At 72.0% G+C, this 16,020-nt stretch carries 18 protein-coding genes and 3 tRNA genes; 6 read left to right on the forward strand and 15 right to left on the reverse strand.

Annotated features, from left to right (window positions below; genetic code table 11):
• Positions 1 to 44: 44 nt before the first annotated feature.
• The 3 genes from nusG to KLP28_05400 all read right to left on the reverse strand — a co-directional run bounded on the left by nusG (position 45) and on the right by KLP28_05400 (position 1,361).
• The gene (gene nusG, locus KLP28_05390; GenBank protein QWC86820.1) at positions 45 to 812 is read right to left on the reverse strand and encodes a transcription termination/antitermination protein NusG; all 768 of its coding nucleotides are present in this window, start codon (positions 810 to 812) and stop codon (positions 45 to 47) included.
• A gap of 142 nt (positions 813 to 954) precedes the next feature.
• Complete coding sequence (gene secE / locus KLP28_05395) at positions 955 to 1,215, reverse strand: preprotein translocase subunit SecE (GenBank protein ID QWC86150.1); 261 nt, start codon at positions 1,213 to 1,215, stop codon at positions 955 to 957.
• Between the two features lie 73 nt (positions 1,216 to 1,288).
• Positions 1,289 to 1,361: transfer RNA gene (locus tag KLP28_05400), tRNA-Trp, on the reverse strand.
• Positions 1,362 to 1,521: 160 nt separating this feature from the next.
• Between KLP28_05400 and KLP28_05405 the strand changes: the two genes are divergently transcribed.
• From KLP28_05405 to KLP28_05415, 3 genes are all read left to right on the forward strand, one after another.
• Positions 1,522 to 2,745 (forward strand): pyridoxal phosphate-dependent aminotransferase, encoded by a 1,224-nt coding sequence (locus KLP28_05405; GenBank protein ID QWC86151.1) that lies wholly within the window; start codon positions 1,522 to 1,524, stop codon positions 2,743 to 2,745.
• Positions 2,746 to 2,825: 80 nt separating this feature from the next.
• Positions 2,826 to 3,836, forward strand: a complete 1,011-nt coding sequence (locus KLP28_05410) for an adenosine deaminase (GenBank protein ID QWC86821.1) — start codon at positions 2,826 to 2,828, stop codon at positions 3,834 to 3,836.
• A gap of 70 nt (positions 3,837 to 3,906) precedes the next feature.
• On the forward strand, positions 3,907 to 4,440 hold the full coding sequence (locus KLP28_05415; GenBank protein QWC86152.1) for a DUF4190 domain-containing protein: 534 nt from the start codon (positions 3,907 to 3,909) through the stop codon (positions 4,438 to 4,440).
• Positions 4,441 to 4,455: 15 nt separating this feature from the next.
• Here the strand turns inward: KLP28_05415 and KLP28_05420 are convergent, their stop codons facing one another.
• The 7 genes from KLP28_05420 to KLP28_05450 form a co-directional block, all read right to left on the reverse strand.
• On the reverse strand, positions 4,456 to 5,574 hold the full coding sequence (locus tag KLP28_05420; protein ID QWC86822.1) for a UDP-N-acetylmuramate dehydrogenase: 1,119 nt from the start codon (positions 5,572 to 5,574) through the stop codon (positions 4,456 to 4,458).
• Between the two features lie 50 nt (positions 5,575 to 5,624).
• On the reverse strand, positions 5,625 to 5,795 hold the full coding sequence (gene rpmG / locus KLP28_05425) for a 50S ribosomal protein L33 (protein ID QWC86153.1): 171 nt from the start codon (positions 5,793 to 5,795) through the stop codon (positions 5,625 to 5,627).
• Between the two features lie 65 nt (positions 5,796 to 5,860).
• A tRNA-Met gene (locus KLP28_05430) sits at positions 5,861 to 5,934 on the reverse strand.
• Between the two features lie 45 nt (positions 5,935 to 5,979).
• Positions 5,980 to 6,052, reverse strand: a tRNA-Thr gene (locus KLP28_05435).
• Between the two features lie 53 nt (positions 6,053 to 6,105).
• Positions 6,106 to 6,765 carry an LrgB family protein gene (locus tag KLP28_05440; GenBank protein ID QWC86823.1) on the reverse strand — a complete coding sequence of 220 codons (660 nt, stop codon included), beginning with the start codon at positions 6,763 to 6,765 and terminating at the stop codon, positions 6,106 to 6,108.
• Between the two features lie 53 nt (positions 6,766 to 6,818).
• Positions 6,819 to 7,181, reverse strand: coding sequence for a CidA/LrgA family protein (locus tag KLP28_05445; GenBank protein ID QWC86154.1), 363 nt, complete (start codon positions 7,179 to 7,181; stop codon positions 6,819 to 6,821).
• Entirely contained in the window at positions 7,178 to 7,876 is a 699-nt protein-coding gene (locus tag KLP28_05450; protein QWC86155.1) for a DNA-3-methyladenine glycosylase I, read from the reverse strand. Before KLP28_05450 ends, KLP28_05445 begins: the two co-directional genes overlap by 4 nt.
• Between KLP28_05450 and KLP28_05455 the strand changes: the two genes are divergently transcribed.
• A complete protein-coding gene (locus KLP28_05455) occupies positions 7,875 to 8,513 on the forward strand; it encodes a response regulator transcription factor (protein ID QWC86156.1) in 639 nt (212 codons plus the stop codon). The two genes, KLP28_05450 and KLP28_05455, sit on opposite strands and share 2 nt — an antisense overlap.
• A 72-nt stretch (positions 8,514 to 8,585) precedes the next feature.
• Positions 8,586 to 9,101 carry a hypothetical protein gene (locus KLP28_05460; protein QWC86157.1) on the forward strand — a complete coding sequence of 172 codons (516 nt, stop codon included), beginning with the start codon at positions 8,586 to 8,588 and terminating at the stop codon, positions 9,099 to 9,101.
• Between the two features lie 97 nt (positions 9,102 to 9,198).
• Here the strand turns inward: KLP28_05460 and KLP28_05465 are convergent, their stop codons facing one another.
• On the reverse strand, positions 9,199 to 10,767 hold the full coding sequence (locus KLP28_05465; protein ID QWC86158.1) for a long-chain fatty acid--CoA ligase: 1,569 nt from the start codon (positions 10,765 to 10,767) through the stop codon (positions 9,199 to 9,201).
• A 225-nt stretch (positions 10,768 to 10,992) separates the two neighbouring features.
• On the opposite strand from KLP28_05465, the gene KLP28_05470 reads away from it, so the two are divergent.
• Complete coding sequence (locus KLP28_05470; GenBank protein ID QWC86159.1) at positions 10,993 to 12,207, forward strand: MFS transporter; 1,215 nt, start codon at positions 10,993 to 10,995, stop codon at positions 12,205 to 12,207.
• 31 nt (positions 12,208 to 12,238) lie between these two features.
• Here the strand turns inward: KLP28_05470 and KLP28_05475 are convergent, their stop codons facing one another.
• The 4 genes from KLP28_05475 to KLP28_05490 are packed head-to-tail and all read right to left on the reverse strand — an operon-like array spanning position 12,239 to position 16,008.
• Complete coding sequence (locus tag KLP28_05475) at positions 12,239 to 13,834, reverse strand: gamma-glutamyltransferase family protein (protein QWC86160.1); 1,596 nt, start codon at positions 13,832 to 13,834, stop codon at positions 12,239 to 12,241.
• Between the two features lie 48 nt (positions 13,835 to 13,882).
• Positions 13,883 to 14,611 carry a hypothetical protein gene (locus tag KLP28_05480; protein ID QWC86161.1) on the reverse strand — a complete coding sequence of 243 codons (729 nt, stop codon included), beginning with the start codon at positions 14,609 to 14,611 and terminating at the stop codon, positions 13,883 to 13,885.
• Between the two features lie 60 nt (positions 14,612 to 14,671).
• Positions 14,672 to 15,112 carry an SRPBCC family protein gene (locus KLP28_05485; protein QWC86162.1) on the reverse strand — a complete coding sequence of 147 codons (441 nt, stop codon included), beginning with the start codon at positions 15,110 to 15,112 and terminating at the stop codon, positions 14,672 to 14,674.
• A gap of 2 nt (positions 15,113 to 15,114) precedes the next feature.
• Complete coding sequence (locus KLP28_05490) at positions 15,115 to 16,008, reverse strand: phosphoribosylaminoimidazolesuccinocarboxamide synthase (GenBank protein QWC86824.1); 894 nt, start codon at positions 16,006 to 16,008, stop codon at positions 15,115 to 15,117.
• Positions 16,009 to 16,020: the final 12 nt, after the last annotated feature.

Below are 16,020 nucleotides of genomic sequence, written 5' to 3' on the forward strand. Positions count from 1 at the left end.
AGCGGGTCGTCGCCGGCTGGTGACGCCGACCCGGGCCCAGCCGCTCAGACCTTCTGGATCTGGTTGAAGCTGAGCTCGACCGGGGTCTCCCGGCCGAAGATCTCGACCAGGGCCTTCACCCGCTGGGTGTCGGCGTTGATCTCGGTGATCGTGGCGTGGAGCGTCGCGAACGGTCCGTCGACGACCATGACGGAGTCCTGCACCGCGAAGTCGACGACCTCGACCGGCTTGCGGGCCGGCGTGGCTGCGGCGGAGCCGGCCGGAGCCGCGGCGGCACGCGCCGACTCGGCGGCGGCCACGACGGTGGGGGCCAGCATGTTCTCGACCTCGCGCAGCGACAGCGGCACCGGCTGGTGGCTGTGGCCGACGAAGCCGGTGACCGACGGGGTGTGGCGTACGGCCGCCCAGGACTCGTCGGTCAGGTCCATGCGCACCAGCACGTAGCCGGGGAGAACGGTGCGCTTGACCATCTTGCGCTGGCCGTTCTTGATCTCGGCGACCTCCTCGGTGGGGACCACGACCTCGTGGATGTAGTCCTCCATGTTCAGCGAGGTGGTGCGGTTCTCCAGGTTGGCCTTCACCCGGTTCTCCATGCCGGAGTAGGTGTGCACGACGAACCAGTCGCCGGGCTTGGCCATGAGCTCCTCGCGGAAGGCCTCGAGCGGGTCGACCTCGGCGTCCTCCTCGGCCTCCTCCACGGCGTCGACGACGGCCTCGGCCGGCTCGTCGACGTCGGAGGCCCCGCGGGCCTCGTCGAGGTCCATGACCTCGGTGGCCTCGAGCGCGGACTGACCAGCGACCTCGTCTTCGATCGACGCCGTCTCGGTGGACGGGCTGGTCTCCTCGGGCTGCTCGGACACTGGATGTTCCCCTCGGTTGCTGGGCGGTACGACCCGCGACGGCGGGTGCTGGTGACGACGTCGGACGGGGCCGGGCCCCGGTCCGACGGGTGGATCAGGCGAAGATCGCGAACGCGGCCCGTCCGAATCCCAGGTCCAGCAGCGCCACCAGCGTCATCACCACGACCACGAAGACCATGACGACGATGAAGTAGGTGACCAGCTGCGCCTGGGTCGGGTAGACGACCTTGCGGAGCTCGGCGACCACCTGTCGCAAGAAGGTGGCGGGGGTGGTGCGGGGCTCCTCGGCGCGGGCGTCCGGCGTACGGGTGTCCGACACGACTCCTGCCTCCTCACCGGCCGGGGGCCGGGTCATCTCCTGCTCGGGTCTGGATCACGCGCCGGTGCGGCGCGTGCGGGCTCCGGCGGAGCCCGCTTGCTGGTCCTTGCAGGGCACGAGGGACTTGAACCCCCAACCTTCGGTTTTGGAGACCGATGCTCTGCCAGTTGAGCTAGTGCCCTAGGTCGGGTCGCGCCGCACGTGCTGGCGGTGCGCTCCGGGCATGGCGACCAACGGTGGTCGCCACCGTGGCGGAGTCTACGCGTCGCGACGTGCGCAGGCCAATCCGCGCCGACCCGGCACCGGCCTCCCGCCCGGCAGTGACCACCCTACGATGGGTCCATGACCTCCAGCTCCGCCTCGTCCAGCACCTCACGCGCCCGGGTCTCCGCCCTCGTCGGCGGCATCTCGGAGTCGGCGACCCTCAAGGTCGACGCCAAGGCCAAGGCGCTCAAGGCCGAGGGACGGCCCGTCATCGGCTTCGGTGCGGGCGAACCGGACTTCCCGACCCCGTCGTACGTCGTGGACGCCGCCGCCGACGCCTGCCGCGACCCGCGCAACCACCGCTACACCCCCGCCGGCGGGCTCCCCGAGCTGCGCCAGGCGATCGCCGCGAAGACCGAGCGCGACTCCGGGCTGAAGGTCACCGCCGCCGAGGTGCTCGTGACCAACGGCGGCAAGCAGGCCATCCAGGAGGCGTTCGCGACCGTTCTCGACCCCGGCGACGAGGTCATCGTGCCCGCGCCGTACTGGACGACCTACCCCGAGTCGATCCGTCTCGCCGGCGGCGTGGCGGTCGAGGTGCTGGCCGAGGCCGACCAGGACTACAAGGTCACCGTCGACCAGCTCGAGGCCGCGCGCACCGAGAAGACCAAGGTGCTGCTGGTCAACTCCCCCTCCAACCCCACCGGCGCCGTATACACCACCGAGGAGCTGCGCGCCATCGGGCAGTGGGCCGACTCCCACGGGCTGTGGGTGCTGACCGACGAGATCTACGAGCACCTGCTCTACGACGGCGTCGAGACCGCGTCGCTGCCGGTGATCTGTCCCGAGCTGCGCGAGCGCTGCATCATCGTCAACGGGGTGGCCAAGACGTACGCCATGACCGGCTGGCGCGTGGGTTGGATCATCGCCCCCACCGATGTGGTGAAGGCCGCCGCGAACCTGCAGAGCCACGCGACCTCCAACGTCGCCAACGTCTCCCAGGTCGCCGCGCTGACCGCGGTCGAGGGCGACCTCGACGCGGTCGAGGAGATGAAGACCGCGTTCGACCGCCGTCGGCGGACGATCGTGCGGATGCTCAACGAGATCGACGGCGTCGAGTGCCCGACACCGCTGGGCGCGTTCTACGCCTACCCCGACGTCAAGGGACTCCTGGGCCGCGACATCGACGGATCGACCGCCTCGACCACCGCGGAGCTGGCCGAGATCATCCTGGAGAAGGCGGAGGTCGCCGTCGTGCCGGGCGAGGCCTTCGGCTCGCCGGGCTACCTGCGCCTGTCGTACGCCCTGGGTGACGCCGACCTCGAGGAGGGCGTGGGCCGCCTGCAGAAGCTGCTGGGCTGAGGTCCGTGGGCGCCGCACCGGACCGTCCCGCGCCCGACCTGCTGGCGCCACCCCCACCGGCTCCCCCCGGGCGCAGGCCGCTGGAGACGCTGCCCAAGGCGCACCTGCACCTGCACTTCACGGGGTCGATGCGGCACGCCACGCTGCTCGAGCTGGCTGAGCGGGAGGGCATCCGGCTGCCGCCGGCCCTGACCGAGGAGTGGCCGCCGCAGCTCATCGCCACCGACGAGCGCGGGTGGTTCCGGTTCCAGCGTCTCTACGACGTCGCCAGGTCGGTGCTGCAGCGTCGCGAGGACGTGTACCGGCTGCTGGTGGAGGCCGCCGAGGACGACGCGGCCGACGGCGGTGAGTGGCTGGAGATCCAGGTCGACCCGTCCGGTTACGCCGCGCTGTTCGGGGGAATCACCGCCTTCACCGAGCTGGTGCTCGACGCGGCGCGTGCGGCGTACGCCGCGACGGGGTGCGAGGTCGCGGTCGTCATCGCCGCGAACCGCACCCGGCACCCGCTGGACGCGCGGACGCTGGCCCGCCTCGCCGGTCAGTACGTCGGGCACGGGGTGGTCGGCTTCGGCCTGTCCAACGACGAGCGGCGAGGCGTCACCGTCGACTTCGCGCCGGCCTTCGCCATCGCCGAGCGGGCGGGACTCGCAGCGATGCCGCACGCGGGCGAGCTCGTCGGGCCGGCCAGCGTCCGCGTGGCCCTCGAGGAGCTGGGCGCCGACCGACTGGGGCACGGCGTACGCACCGTCGAGGACCCGGCCCTGCTCGCCCGGGCCGTCGAGCGTGGCGTCGCGTTCGAGGTGTGCCCCACCAGCAATGTCGCGCTCGGCGTCTACTCCGACCTCACCTCCGTGCCGCTGCCGATGCTGCTCGAGGCAGGCGCCACGGTCGCGCTCGGCGCGGACGACCCGCTTCTCTTCGGGTCGCGGTTGGCCGCGCAGTACGCCACCATGCGTGCCGCCCACGACCTCGACGACGCCACGCTCGCCGAGCTGGCCCGGATGTCCTGGCGTGCCTCGCGGGCGTCGCAGGAGCGCAGGCGGACGGCGTACGCGGACATCGACGCCTGGCTCGCCGCCCCACCGTCCTGATCTCACCCACTCCTGTCGTGATCCGCCCGCGCGGGACTCGCGCGTGGCACAGTTCTGCCGTGAGGACACGATGAGCAGCACCGGCGACGACGACCCCTTCCGCCCGCCCCAGTCGGGCCGGGACGACGACGAGGGCCGTGGCCGGCCGGCCGGCGGCGACGCGCAGGGCTCCCAGCCGAGCGGCTGGGGCTGGGGCCAGCAGCCGCAGGACCCGGCGCGCGCGTCCTGGGAGAGCTCGCACGCGCAACAGCCGGGTCAGCAGTACGGTCAGCAGCCGCAGCAGCAGGGCCCCTACGGCCAACCAGGACAGTACGGCGGGTACGCGCCGCCGGACCACGGCCGGGCGACCGTGGCCCTGGTGCTCGGTCTCGTGAGCCTGATCGGCGGGCTCGTGTGCGGCGTCCCGCTCCTGGCCTCCCCGTTCGCGTTGGTCATCGGACGCAAGGCCGTCCGGGAGATCGACGCCAGCGGCGGCCGGCTGGGCGGGCGCGGGCAGGCCATGGCCGGCTACGTCATGGGCATCATCGGCGTGGTGCTCTTGGCGCTCGGCATCATCGCGATCGTGCTCTTCTTCGGCCTCATCGCCTCGTTCGGCTTCTCCTGAGCACGACTGTGCGCCTCAGCCAGGGAGTTCGCAGCCGACGAGCACCGGCTCGTTGACCAGCGTGATGCCGTACGCCTCGCGCACGCCGTCGCGGACGGCGCCCGCGACGGTCAGCAGGTCCGCGGCCGTCGCCTCGTCGCGGTTGGTGAGCGCCAGCGTGTGCTTCGTCGACAGCGAGGCACGTCCCTCGGTGAGGTGACCACCCCAGCCCTTGGCGAAGCCGGCGTGCTCGATCAGCCAGGCAGCCGAGGTCTTCACGGTGCCATCGGGCTGCTCGAACCGCGGGGCGTCCTCGGGCAGCCGGGCCGCCTCGTCGGCCTCGAGCACCGGGTTGGTGAAGAACGAGCCCGCCGACCAGGTGTCGGGGTCGTCGTCGTCCAGCACCATGCCCTTGCCCGCGCGCAGCGCCAGCACCGCCTCGCGGACGTCGGCCAGCGGCGGGCGCTGCTGGGCCTCCACCCCGAGCCGGCGGGCGAGCTCCCCGTACCGCACCGGACGTCCGAGGTCACCCACCTCGAGCTGGAAGGTCACCTCGAGCACCACCCAGCGCCCGGGCTCCCTCTTGAACCTGCTGGTGCGGTAGCCGAAGCCGCAGTCCGCGGCGGCGAACGTGCGCTCGCGTCCCTCGACGCGGTCCCACGTGCGCACCCTCGCGACGGTGTCGGAGACCTCCTGGCCGTACGCGCCGACGTTCTGCACCGGCGTCGCGCCGACGGACCCGGGGATGCCGCTCAGGGCCTCGACCCCGACCCAGCCCAGCGTCACCGCGACCTCGACGAAGGCGTCCCAGGACTCACCTGCGGCGACCGTCACCATGACGCCGCCGCACAGGTCCGAGAGGCTCTCGGGGTCGGGGCGTACGCCGCTGGTCGCGACCTGCACGACGACACCGGGCACGCCCTCGTCCGCGACGAGCAGGTTGCTGCCCCCGCCGAGGACCAGCACGGGCTCACCGGCATCGTCGGCCTCGCGGACCGCCGCGACGAGCTCGTCGACCGTCTCGGCGCGTATGTGTCGTCGCGCCGGCCCACCCACCCGCAGGGTCGTCAGGTGCGCCAGCCGCGGCGCCTCGTGCTCGGACACGGTGGCGACGTTACCGGCGGGACCAGGCGCATCTGCGGGAGACGACGACAGGCGGTCCCCCCGGGTCGGGGAGACCGCCTGTCGGTGGTCGGCGTGCGCGCTCAGCGCGTCTCGCGGTGCGGCTGGTGCGTGCGGCAGCGCGGGCAGAACTTGCTCATCTCCAGGCGGTCCGGGTCGTTGCGCCGGTTCTTCTTGGTGATGTAGTTGCGCTCCTTGCACTCGGTGCAGGCGAGCGTGATCTTCGGGCGGACGTCGGAGCTCTTGCTGGCCACGGGTGCCTCGGCTTTCGCAGGTCGGTGTGGCGCTGGTGGCGCCGGTGGATCAAACGGATGAGGAGTAGCGGGGGCGGGACTCGAACCCGCGACACCACGATTATGAGCCGTGTGCTCTAACCACCTGAGCTACCCCGCCACAGGGAGACGTCTCGCGGCCCGTGGGCCCCGTGGACATCACCAGAGCCCCTTTACGGAATCGAACCGTAGACCTTCTCCTTACCATGGAGACGCTCTGCCGACTGAGCTAAAGGGGCGTGCGGAGAAGAACCATACACAGGCCCCCCGCCTCGCGCGAAACCGGTGCGGGTCACCGCAGCAGCAGCCCGGCGAGAGGCGGCAGCACGGCTGCCGTCGCCAGCGCGGTGAGGCCCATCGAGAGTCCGCTGAAGGCGCCTTCGGTGCGTCCTTCCGCGAGCGAGCGGGAGGTGCCGATGCCGTGCGAGACCGCGCCCATCGCGAGGCCTCGCGCACGGGCGTCGCGGATGCGCAGGAGCGTCAGGAGCGCCGGTGCGGCGACCGCGCCCATGATGCCGGCGGTGATGGCGAGCACCGCCGCCAGCGCGGGGATGCCGCCGACCTCCGCCGACAGGGCGATCGCGACGGGGGTGGTGGTGGCCTTGGCAGACGCGGCCGCGGCCACCTCCTGGGGGGCACCGAGCAACTGGGTCACCAGGATGGCGGTGACGACGCTGGTCACGGCGCCGGCGGCCACGGCACAGAGCACGGCGGGGGCGGCGCGGCGTACGCGGGCCATCTCACGGTGCAGCGGCAGGGCGAGGGCCACGGTCGCCGGTCCCAGCAGGAAGGCGATCAACGAGGCGCCGGAGAGGTAGTCGTCGTAGGAGGTGCCGGTGAGCAGCAGCACGGCGCCGACGAGAACGATGGCCACGAGCACCGGCTGCGCCAGGGCGTGGCCGCCGGTGCGTCGCTGCAGCCATCGTCCGACCTCGTACGCGCCGAGGGTCATCACCACCCCGGCGAGCGGACCGGCCAGTGTCTCCCGCAGGGACTCCAGCACGCTCACGGCGACCCCTCACGCGCGGTGGTGAGGCGCAGGAGCAGCACGGCGACGCCCCCGGTGACCGCCAACCCGGCGAACCACGACACCACCAACCCCGCGGCGATCGCCGCCACCGATCCGCCGATGACCGCCGCCTGCGCGACGACCCCGACCCCCGCGGGCACGAAGAGCAGCTGGAGGTGACGCAGGAGGCCGTCACCCGTACGCACCACAGGGTGGTCCGCACCCGGTCGGCGCCAGGTCAGCCACGCCAGGAGCACCACGAGGCCGACGACGGGCCCGGGGACGGGAAGACCCGTCACGGCGACCAGGACCTCCCCCACGAGCTGACACGCGAGCAGCCCCAGCAGCCCGAGGATCACGAGGCCGATCCGCGCCGGAAGCAGCCCAGCAGGTGGGTGTCGACGAGCCCGCACGCCTCCATCAGGGCGTGGGCCGTGGTGGGTCCGACGAAGGTGAGGCCGTGACGCTTCAGGTCGCGGGCGAGCTCACGGGAGGCCGTGGAGGTGGTGGGGACGTCCTCGACCACGCGCGGCGCCGGCGAGACCTCGGGGCGATGGCTCCAGACCAGCTCGTCCAGGCCCCCGCGCTCCCGCAGGACGAGTACGGCGCGGGCGTTGCCGATCGTGGCGTGCACCTTGGCGCGGTTGCGGATGATGCGGGTGTCGGCGAGGAGGGCGGCGGCGCGGTCCTCGTCGTACGCGGCCACGGCCTCGGGGTCGAAGCCGTCGAACGCGGCCCGGAACCCCTCACGGCGGCGCAGGATCGTCAGCCAGGACAGGCCGGACTGGAACGCCTCCAGGCTGATGCGTTCGAAGAGCGCGGTCTCGCCGTGGACCGGATCGCCCCACTCCTGGTCGTGGTAGTCGCGCAGGTCGGGCTGCGAGAGCGCCCACGGGCAACGGGGACGACCGTCGGGGCCGGGCTGCGCGGGCGTCCCGGCTCGGCTCTCCGGAGGGCTGGGGTCGGGCACGGCGTCGATCCTGCCAGCCGCCGACCTGCGACCGCCCCGGCGGAACCGAGACAGCGCCGGTTGCAGAGGGTTAGATGGGCACATGAGCCCCTCCATCCGCGTCTTCCTGCTCGACGACCACGAGATCGTGCGCCGGGGCCTGCGGGAGCTGCTCGAGGCCGAGGGCGACATCGAGGTGGTCGGCGAGGCCGGCACCGTCGCGGAGGGCACGACGGAGATCCTCCGCCTGGCGCCCGACGTCGCCGTGCTCGACGGCCGGCTCCCCGACGGGTCCGGCATCGAGGTGTGCCGTGACGTGCGATCGGCCAACAGCGACATCAAGGCGCTCATCCTCACCTCCTACGACGACGACGAGGCGCTGTTCGCAGCGATCCTCGCCGGCGCCGCCGGCTACCTGCTCAAGCAGATCGCCGCCAACGACCTCACCGACGCGGTCCGTCGGGTCTCCGCGGGCCAGTCGCTGCTCGACCCGTCGCTGACGGCGCGGGTGCTGGAGCGCGTACGCAGCGGCCCCGCCCGCAAGCCCGAGCTGGAGCAGCTCACCGAGCAGGAGCGGCGCATCCTCAGCCTGGTCGCCGAGGGCATGACGAACCGGCAGATCGGCGTCGAGCTGCACCTCGCGGAGAAGACGGTGAAGAACTACGTCTCCTCGATCCTGTCGAAGCTGGGCCTCGAGCGGCGTACGCAGGCCGCGGTGCTCGCCAGCAAGCTGCTTCGCTGAGAGTCCGCGAAGAGTCCGGTGCGCCGGGTCCCCGGGGCGGATGACCCGGGCGTACGCGGGAATCGTCGGGTCATGAGCAACGTACGAGCAAGCGCAGCCGCCTCGATGCGGCTGGAGTTCCCGCAGTCACTGGGCGTCTACGACGACTACAGCGGCGCCCAGCGCGCCGTGGACCACCTCTCCGACGAGGGCTTCCCGGTGCAGCACTGCATGATCGTCGGCACCGACCTGAAGCAGGTCGAGCGCATCACCGGCCGGCTCACCACCGGTCGCGTCGCCGCCGGCGGCGCCATGTCGGGGCTGTGGCTCGGTCTGTTCGTGGGTCTGGTGATCTCGCTGTTCGCGGAGGCCGAGGCGCTGAGCACGATCCTGTCCACGGCGCTGTTCGGTCTGGCCTTCGGTGTCATCTGGGCCCTGGTCGGCTACGCCGCGACCCGGGGTCGGCGCGACTTCTCCTCGATCAGCCAGGTCGTCGCCACGCGCTACGAGGTCCTGTGCGAGCACAAGCACGCCCAGCAGGCGCGCGAGCTGATCGCGCAGCTGCCGGGCGGACGGCCGGACCCGTTCACGGCCGGTCAGCAGTCCTGACCAGGTCTCGGCCCGCCTGAGCAAGCGGGCGACCCACGCACGCAGCACGGCGCCCCACCTCCGCGGAGGTGGGGCGCCGTGAGCGCGTCGAGGGACCTCAGCCGTCGACGAGCTCGCGCTTGAGGATCTTGCCCGTGGCGGTCATCGGGAGGTCCTTGACGACCTCGATGACCCGCGGGTACTTGTAGGCCGCCATCTGCTCCTTGCACCACGCGACCATCTCGTCGGAGTCGAGGTCGGCGCCGTCCTCGGGGATCAGGAACGCCTTGATCTCCTCGCCGTGGCTCTCGTGCGGGATGCCGACGACCGCGGCGAGCGAGACGCCCTCGTGGCTCATCAGCACCTCCTCGATCTCACGCGGGTACACGTTGTAGCCGCCGCGGATGATCATGTCCTTGGCGCGGTCGACGATGTAGTAGAAGCCGTCCTCGTCGCGGCGGCCGAGGTCACCGGTGCGGAACCAGCCGTCCTTCATCACCTCGTCGGTCTGCTCGGGACGGTTGTAGTAGCCGAGCATGATGTTGTGGCCGCGGATGGCGATCTCGCCCACCTCGTCGCCGGTGGAGCCGCCGTCGGGCTGCAGCTCCTCCCAGGTCTCGGGCTTGAGCAGCTTCACCTCGATGCCCCAGATCGGCACACCGATCGAGCCCGGCCGCGGGTCGCGGTCGGGGTCGGAGAAGGTCGCGACGGGCGCGGTCTCGGACAGGCCGTAGCCCTCGAGGATCTGCACACCGAGCTGCGACTGGGCCTTCTTGATGATCTCGACCGGGAGGCTGGCGCCACCGGAGCAGGCCACGCGCAGGTTGCCGGCGATCTTCTCGGTGTCGGCGCCGTCGAGGGCCCCGAGCAGTCCCCACCACATGGTCGGGACGCCCGCGAAGAAGGTGATCTCCTCCTTCTGCATCAGGCCGACCGCCTGCTCGGCGTCGAAGCGGGGCAGCAGCACCAGCGTCGCGGCCATCGAGAAGCCGGCGTTCATCTGCACCGAGGAGCCGAAGGAGTGGAACAGCGGCAGCGTGACCAGGTGCTTGTCGGTCGCGGGCTTGGAGTCGAAGAGCCGGTTGCCGGTCAGGGCGTTGAGCACGAGGTTGTTGTGGCTCAGCAGCGCACCCTTCGGCTGACCGGTGGTGCCGGAGGTGTAGAGGATGACCGCGCCGTCGTTCTCCTGGCGGAGCACCGACTCGAACTGCGGCGACTGGTCCTTGGTCGCCTGCGCCATGGTCTCGGTGCCCTCGACCGGGGAGTCCGCGGACGGGTCGGCCGTGATCATGAAGAAGTGCTCGCAGCCGTCGACCTCGCTGAAGCCCTTGTGTCCCTGCACGCCGATGTCGAGGTCGGGGGTGCCCTGGAAGCAGAAGTAGGCCTTCGCCTCTGAATCGGTGAGGTGGTAGGCGACCTCGCGTGCCTTCAGCAGCACGTTGAGCGGCACCACCACACCGCCGGCCTTGAGGATGCCGTAGTAGACGATCGGGAAGTGCGGCGTGTTCGCGCACGAGAGGGCGACCTTGTCGCCGGGCTGGATGCCGCGGGAGACGAGCAGGTTCGCGACCTGGTTGGCGGCACCGTTCACCTGGGCGTACGTCAGTCGGGTGTCACCCAGGACGACAGCCTCACGCTCCGGGTACTTGCGGGCGGAGTCCTCGAGGAAGATGGACAGGTTGAGCACAGTGCCTCCTGGCGTGGGTTACGTACACGGGCTGGTGAAGACCGCTGGATACAGCGTGTCCTACGTCACGGGGGGCCCAAACTATCGGGCCACCCCAGGGGGCGGACAGGCCTGCGCCGCCCGTCGCGCGGCGGCATGATCTCGCTCACGACGGCGTCACCTCTGCTGGCCACGCTAGTTGTTATGAGCAACTATTGAGTCGTAGTCGAGACGAAGGGGTCCCTCATGTGGCGTCAACCGAAGACCGTCTGGAGCGTGGCGTTCGCCTGTGTCGTCGCCTTCATGGGCATCGGCCTGGTCGATCCCATCCTCAAGCCCATCGCCGACGAGCTCGACGCCTCGGCCGCCCAGGTCTCGCTGCTCTTCACCAGCTACCTCGCGGTCATGGGCGTCGCGATGCTGGGGACGGGCTGGGTCAGCTCCCGCATCGGCGCGAAACGCACCCTGCTGCTCGGACTGGTCATCATCATCGCCGGCGCCGGACTGGCGGGCACCCAGGACTCGGTCACCGGCATCGTCGGCTTCCGCGCCGTGTGGGGTCTCGGCAACGCGCTCTTCATCGCCACCGCCCTGTCGGCGATCGTCGGCGCCGCGCGCGGGTCGGTGGGCCAGGCGATCATCCTGTACGAGGCCGCGCTGGGGCTGGGCATCGCCGCCGGCCCGCTGCTCGGCGGCGCGCTCGGGTCGATCTCCTACCACTGGCCCTTCTACGGCGTCGCCATCCTGATGTCGGTCGCGCTCGCCGCGACGGCCTGGCTGCTGCCCGATGCCGGCCCTGCGGGCGACCCGACGCCGATCTCCGCGCCGATCAGGGCGCTGGCCCACGGTGGACTGCTGACGTTGGGCGTCGCCGCCCTGCTCTACAACGTCGGGTTCTTCACGCTGCTGGCCTTCACGCCGTTCCCGCTGGACTTCTCGGCTGCGGGCACCGGGCTGGTGTTCTTCGGCTGGGGCCTGATGCTGGCGTTCGCCTCGGTGGTGGTGGCTCCCCGCGTGCAGCGACGGGTGGGCACGTACGCGGGGATCGTGCTGGCGCTCACCTCCTTCGCCGTCGTGCTGGCCGTCATGGCGCTCGGCTCGGGCTCCAAGACCGTGCTGGTGGTCGGTGTGGTCGTCGCCGGCGCGTTCCTCGGCCTGAACAACACGCTCATCACCGAGGCCGTCATGAAGGTCTCCCCCGTCGAGCGAGGGGTGGCCAGCGCGGCGTACAGCTTCGTCCGGTTCTCCGGAGGTGCCCTCGCACCGTTCCTCGCCGGCACCCTCGGCGACATCGCGGTGGCGCTGCCGTTCTGGATGGGAGCCGTGGCCGTGCTCGCCGCCGTCACGGTGCTGGTCGCGGGTCGGGCACACCTGCGCGCCGTCGACGAGCTCGACGACCACGGGACCGACGCACGGGGATCGGCGGCGGAGGCGCAGGACCTGACGTACGCCGACGCCTGAGGTCGCCGGCGTCCTGGGAGGTGCCGGGTCCTCAGGTCGTCGCGACCCCGCCGACGACGGCACGGGGGTCGGCCGCCGCGTGGCGTACGCCGTGCTCGTCGACCTCGATGGTCGCCGCGTGCCCGAACCCGCCGCCGAAGTCGGCCTCGACGACCGGGTGACCGAGCGCCTCGAGGCCCGTACGCCAGGCCTGTGGATGACCGGTCTCGAGCTCGAGGCGTACGGCGTGCGGGTCGAGCCAGGTGTCGAACCCCGAGCCCTCGACACCGAAGCGGAAGCGGGCCGCCGCCATGGCCTCCCCGGCGTCCTGACTTCCCAGCATGCGACTGATCAGCTGGAGCATGATCTGCGGCTGCGCGTCGCCGCCCATGGTGCCGGTGACGGCACGCAACGAGCCGTCGGCGCGCGTCACCAGCGCCGGGGTGAGCGTGTGCGGCGGGCGGGCGCCGGGGCGCAGCTCGGCGGGGTGCCCCTCGGTGAGTGAGAACCCGATGCCACGGTTGTGCAGGTTGATGCCGGTCGAGGGCTCCATCAGCAGCGCGCCGTAGCCGAGGGCGTTGGACTGGATCAGCGAGACGCCCCGTCCCTCGCCGTCGACGGCGCAGAGGTAGGTGGTGTCGCCGTCGCGGGCGGCCCCCGGGAGGTCCAGCCGCGCCGTCGGACCGACCATCCCGGCACGCCGGGCGAGGTCATCGGTGTCGGCCAGCAGCGCCGCCAGGTCGGCGGTGTCGTGGAGGCGGTCGACGCGGTCGTACGCCGCGATCCGCGCCGCCTCCGCCAGGAGGTGCGCCCAGGCCGGGTCGCCAGGCTGCGGCAGGGCACCGAGTCCTCCGCTGGCCGCGTCGGCGACCGCGAGCCCCAACAGCAGCAGGTAACCCTGCGTGGGCGCCGGTGTCGACCAGACGTCGTGGCCGGCGACGCGTACGCGCAGGGGGTCGACGAGCTCTGCCAGCGGGGTGGCGAGGTCGGCCTCGTCGAAGAGAGGCGCCTCGAGCTCCTGGCCCAGCGCGAGCAGCCCCGCCCCGAACTCGCCGCCGTAGAAGCCGTCGCGGCCCTCGGCGGCGAGGGCGCGGAGCGTACGGGCCACCCCGGGCCGCCGCATCGTCTGAGCTGCCGCGGTGATCCCGGCGAAGTCCTCGCCCCCGCGCAACGCCGCGACGCGCGGAGCGGACGGCGCCATCAGCGGCGAGACGCCGAAGCCCTGTTCGGCCAGCTCCGCAGCGGGCTCCAGGAGATCGGCGAGCGGGAGGCGGCCGTGCTCGCGGTGCAGCAGGAGCCACCCGTCGACGGCAGCCGGCACCGTGACGGAGCGAAGGTCCCCGGTGAGCGGCATGGCGGTGAGTCCCTCGGCCCGCATGGCCGCCGCGTCGGCGCCTGACCCGGCGCGTCCGGCGGCGAAGACGCACGACGGGGTCGGCCGGCCGGGCTCGTGCACGAGCGCGAACAGGTCACCGCCCATGCCGCACAGGTGGGGCGCCAAGACGGCCATGACGGCGTTCGTCGCGACGGCCGCGTCGGCGGCGGTGCCGCCAGCGGCCAGGATGCGGGCGCCGACGTCCGCCGCGCGGTGGTCGGCGGCCGCGACCGCGCCGGCGCTGCTGGTCGCGACGAGAGGTGCGGAGGTCATTGCGCTACACAACCATGCTGCGACCCGGGCAGGGTCACGGCCGCCAGGTCAGCTCGTCGAGGCGGTCCGTGCAGCCGGTGCGGCGCGTCGCCGCCGCACCATGCGTACGCCCTCGCGCACCGCCAGCAGAAGGCAGTTGGCGGCCAGGAACAGGCTCATCGCCCCGACCGGGACGCCCGGCAGCCCGTCGTCGAAGACGAGCTGGTTGGCAGCCAGCCCGAGGAAGATCGCCGCGACACCGAGCAGCGCCAGCACGTACGCCCTCGTCGGCGTCTCCGACGGATCGCGCCACAACCGCAGCAACTGTCGCAGGATCAGCACGGCGATGCCGGTGATGAGCACGGCCTGGAAGGAGAGGAAGACGAGGCCGGGCTGCGGGCCCGTCCACACGTACTGCCCAGCCACGGCGGGCCACAGCAGCACGCCGAGCACGGCCAGCCAGAAGAGACTGGTGTCGCGGTAGGCCCGCTTCTTGGCGATCGGCGCCGGGCCGGGCTCGGACTCGGGATTCATGTATCCCAGGACGATGCGGTGGTCCTGCTCGTCCCAGACGGCGATGGCGATGCCGTCGGCGACGCCCTCGGCGTTGCCGCTGGCGACACGGTGCCAGCCCTCGGTGGTGCGCCGGTAGAGCTCGAGGCGCGTCCCGAGGCCGTCGTCGCGGCTCTCGACGAGGGCGGATGCGTACTCTCCGCGCACGGTGGACGCGACCACGTCGGCCCCGTGAGGGTCGTACCCGGCGGCGTAGAGCGCGGTCTGGGGGTCGAAGGTGGCCACACCCCATGATCCCGCGTCCTGCAACCTCGTCTCGCGCGGCCTCGCCGGTGGCGGCGGACCTCAGCCGGAACGACCCTCGATGATCCGTCCGGCGTGGCGTACGTCCATCCGCAGCGCCACGGGCATGGCCGGCCACGCCGCGAGGGCGAGCACGACGTACGTCTTCTCCCCCGCGATGACCGCCTCGACGTGCGCCCGAGTGCCGCCGTCGGCCAAGGACTCGAAGATCATCGACAGGTCTGCGCGGACCCCGCGCCAGGACCCGGTCTCGGCCCAGCGTTCGGGCTGCTCCTGCACGGTGGTCTCCAGCTCGGCGACCACGCCGACCTTCGTGTGGTCCTTCCACCGGATGCCGACCCGGGGCTCCCCCCGGTCCAGCATCTCCACGCGCTTGAGCGAGGACTGCCAGTCGGCGCGGTGCCGGGGGTCGGCGAAGTAGGCGAAGACCTCCTCGCGGGGGGCGGCGATGTCGACCGAGAACGTGATCGGGGGCAGGTCCATGACTAGAAGGTCTCCCCGGTGAGACGCTCGTACGCCTCGACGTAGCGAGCACGCGTACGCGCCACGACCTCCTCGGGCAGGGCCGGCGGACGCGCGCCGGAGCTGCGGTCCCAGCCCGACTCCGGCGAGAGCAGCCAGTTGCGGACGACCTGCTTGTCGTACGAGGGCTGCGGCTGCCCCGGCCGCCAGTCGTCGCCGGGCCAGAAGCGGCTCGAGTCCGGGGTGAGCACCTCGTCGCCCAGCACGATCGTGCCGTCCTCACGCGCCCCGAACTCGAGCTTCGTGTCGGCCAGGATGATGCCGCGCTGCCGCGCCATGGCCTCGGCGGTGGCGTACACCTCGAGGGTGAGGTCGCGCAGCTGGGCCGCGAGTCCGTCGCCGAGCCGTCGGGCGACGACGTCGTAGCTGACGTTCTCGTCGTGGTCGCCGACCGCCGCCTTGGTCGCGGGCGTGAAGATCGGCTGGTCCAGCCGGTCGCCGTCGACGAGGCCCTCGGGCAGCGGCACGCCGCAGACCTCGCCGGTCTCGCGGTAGTCGAGGAGGCCCGAGCCGGTCAGGTAGCCGCGCGCGACGCACTCGACGGGGAACATCTCGAGCGACTCGCACACCACGGCTCGGCCGCGCAGCTCGGCCGGGACGCCGTGCGGCAGGTCGCGCGACACGACATGGCCCGGCACGAGGCTGTCGAGCTGGTCGAACCACCACAGCGACATGCGCGTGAGGATCTCGCCCTTGTCGGGGATCGTCGTGTCGAGCACGAAGTCGAACGCCGAGATGCGGTCGGAGGCGACCATCAGCAGCCGGCCGGCGTGCTCACCCGCCTCGATCCGGTAGAGGTCGCGCACCTTGCCCGAGTGCAGGTGCGTGCAGCCCTCGATCGGGGTGGCGGCGGGGATGTTCGGGTCGCC

The organism is Nocardioidaceae bacterium (assembly GCA_018672315.1).
Lineage (GTDB): Bacteria > Actinomycetota > Actinomycetes > Propionibacteriales > Nocardioidaceae > TYQ2.

Coding starts and splice junctions, on each gene's coding strand:
- KLP28_05485 (QWC86162.1), bottom strand. CDS start 15,112: ATGGACCTGCCCCCGATCACGTTCTCGGTCGACATCGCCGCCCCCCGC.
- KLP28_05440 (QWC86823.1), bottom strand. CDS start 6,765: ATGACCCTCGGCGCGTACGAGGTCGGACGATGGCTGCAGCGACGCACC.
- secE (QWC86150.1), bottom strand. CDS start 1,215: ATGACCCGGCCCCCGGCCGGTGAGGAGGCAGGAGTCGTGTCGGACACC.
- KLP28_05450 (QWC86155.1), bottom strand. CDS start 7,876: ATGTGCCCATCTAACCCTCTGCAACCGGCGCTGTCTCGGTTCCGCCGG.
- KLP28_05455 (QWC86156.1), top strand. CDS start 7,875: ATGAGCCCCTCCATCCGCGTCTTCCTGCTCGACGACCACGAGATCGTG.
- KLP28_05405 (QWC86151.1), top strand. CDS start 1,522: ATGACCTCCAGCTCCGCCTCGTCCAGCACCTCACGCGCCCGGGTCTCC.
- KLP28_05470 (QWC86159.1), top strand. CDS start 10,993: ATGTGGCGTCAACCGAAGACCGTCTGGAGCGTGGCGTTCGCCTGTGTC.
- KLP28_05475 (QWC86160.1), bottom strand. CDS start 13,834: ATGACCTCCGCACCTCTCGTCGCGACCAGCAGCGCCGGCGCGGTCGCG.
- KLP28_05460 (QWC86157.1), top strand. CDS start 8,586: ATGAGCAACGTACGAGCAAGCGCAGCCGCCTCGATGCGGCTGGAGTTC.
- KLP28_05415 (QWC86152.1), top strand. CDS start 3,907: ATGAGCAGCACCGGCGACGACGACCCCTTCCGCCCGCCCCAGTCGGGC.